Here is a 2114-nt window from a genome sequence, read left to right on the forward strand (position 1 = left end):
CTTAACTTAGTGCCATTAAAGCCAGTCCTATTTTTTAATGTTTTTTTTGAGCTTTAGTACCGTATCAAGATCAAGGCCAGTACACTTAATCACAAGCTTTTCATCCAGGCCTTCCACAAGCATTGTGCGTGCTGTTTCCTGTTTGGCTTTTAATACCCCTTGCTGCATACCTTGTTGCATACCTTGCTGCTGTGCTTGTTGTTCTCGCCTTTCTAAGTAATTCATAAATTCACCATCTGTGTTTTTATTGATGACTTCGATTAATCTCTCAACTGCCGATTGATCAATATCTTTTCGACTTTCTATGTAAGAGAATACCTGATTTAACAGATTTTTTCCAGCACTTAAAAAATACACCGATTGATTTGGATGCTTTAGCAGCCATTGTGTTAACTGTTCCACCAGATTATCACGGCTATGCTTTAGCATATACTCAAACATCAAATCAGGGTCAAACTTTGCCAGATCATCATCACTCATTACGGTGAGATCAATTAACTCAAATGACCTAAAAGCATATTCAGCGGCCAGAGTCTTATCCTCAAAACAATCAAAAATACTGGTTGAATAAGGATAAGGGGACTTTTTACCGTGGTAAATTACCGCCGGTAACACTAATGGCAGTTTTTTATACCCTTGCTGCAAATGATGTTGCATAATCTGAGTGACATAAGTCAGCATTCTAAAAGCCATTAACGCATCACTTGTGCTTTGATGCTCCCAGATAACATAAAGGTACGCATCTTTGTCTTTGATTTTGCACGAGTAAAGAACGTCACTGATGACTTTATGAAGGTTGTGCTGGATAAACTCCGTTGACCTGGATTTTATTGTCTTAAAGTCAATAAGTGCAACCAGCTCTGGTGAAAAGTGTTGTTTAAGAGCTTTAATCGCTCTTTTTTTATCTGCCATATTTGCTTTAAAGAAAGCATCATGCGGCGTTGGAAAAGCATTATTATCTGGTTTTTTACTTTTTGACATATTGTTGCCACTATATAATAAGCTTCTTGCACTATTGCGCAGCCACTGGTGATTGAATATATTCCACTAATTGATCAACAAATTTTTCCTTGAAATATTTAAGCTTTCGAAGCCCTTCACCTCGCTCAACAAAAACAGCTGAGGCAATTGTCTGTCCCTTATCATTCATAACCACCACAAAGGCTTCTATTGATTTATCCGAGAAATTATCATTCACTTTTTTCATAATAACCTTAATTTGGACTGCCGGTGATTGTGTATTTTGATATAGGCCCACTGCTTGAAGCTTATGAACCAACATGGTATTCAAAGAACCCTGCTGTGCTTTTTCTTCATCTTTACTTAAATCTAATGCAGTAAAGTTAAAATCAATTTGTGTGATGTTATAAATTGCTTGTGATTTAGGCACAATCGGCACAACACGTGATTTTTGACTTTGTGCTGTATTTACGAATAATGTACAACTTGACAGAAAAAACACCATTAATAATAAAATACTGCTATATTTCATGATTTTATACATATGACATCCTTACTTGTTATTTGCCTTTTTCGGTGCTTGTTGTAAATCGCTCACAAGCGCTTGCGCATATTGCCCTTCTACATAGCTTAGTCGTCTTAACCCTTTTCCATTCATGATATAAACAGCAGAGTACTGCACTTTCCCTTTTGCATTAAATACTTCAACATAGGATTGTACTGATTTATCAGCGTGGGTATTTGTCACATCACTAATACTTACCCGAAGCCTATCAGCCTTCACATTATCCGGCTGATACATGCCTTTATCTTTTAAAGCTTTAATAAGCTGTTGCTGCAAATCATGCATCAGTGCTTGTTTGTCTTTTTCTGTATGCAGATAGCTAAGATTAACTTCAACTGCATTAAAGATTGAAATTGGCTTTGCTTTAGGCGTGATAACAATCTTGTTCATGTCAGCACCATCGATCGTTGCTACCGTTGTCTGTGCAGTATAAACACCTGCAGCAATACAGCCGCCTAATAGCAAACTGATCAAAATAACACCCAAAGTAAAAATACGCGACAAAACACCCTTTTGTCGAGTAGACATCTCTGTTTCTCCTATTTATAATTTAAATTTTAAACATAATGTGAGAAAGCATGATGCCCCC

At 36.8% G+C, this 2114-nt stretch carries 3 protein-coding genes; all 3 read right to left on the reverse strand.

The genetic code is table 11. From position 1 onward, the window contains the following. Positions 1-27: 27 nt before the first annotated feature. The 3 genes from DNK84_RS12865 to DNK84_RS12875 are packed head-to-tail and all read right to left on the reverse strand — an operon-like array spanning position 28 to position 2053. Positions 28-981 carry an Rpn family recombination-promoting nuclease/putative transposase gene (locus DNK84_RS12865; protein ID WP_119344882.1) on the reverse strand — a complete coding sequence of 318 codons (954 nt, stop codon included), beginning with the start codon at positions 979-981 and terminating at the stop codon, positions 28-30. Positions 982-1012: 31 nt separating this feature from the next. Continuing rightward, positions 1013-1504, reverse strand: a complete 492-nt coding sequence (locus DNK84_RS12870; protein WP_119344883.1) for a hypothetical protein — start codon at positions 1502-1504, stop codon at positions 1013-1015. A gap of 9 nt (positions 1505-1513) precedes the next feature. Continuing rightward, positions 1514-2053 (reverse strand): hypothetical protein, encoded by a 540-nt coding sequence (locus tag DNK84_RS12875; protein ID WP_119344884.1) that lies wholly within the window; start codon positions 2051-2053, stop codon positions 1514-1516. Positions 2054-2114: the final 61 nt, after the last annotated feature.

The sequence above is a fragment of the Facilibium subflavum genome (assembly GCF_003574485.1).
In the GTDB taxonomy this organism is placed as follows: Bacteria; Pseudomonadota; Gammaproteobacteria; order Francisellales; family Francisellaceae; genus Facilibium; species Facilibium subflavum.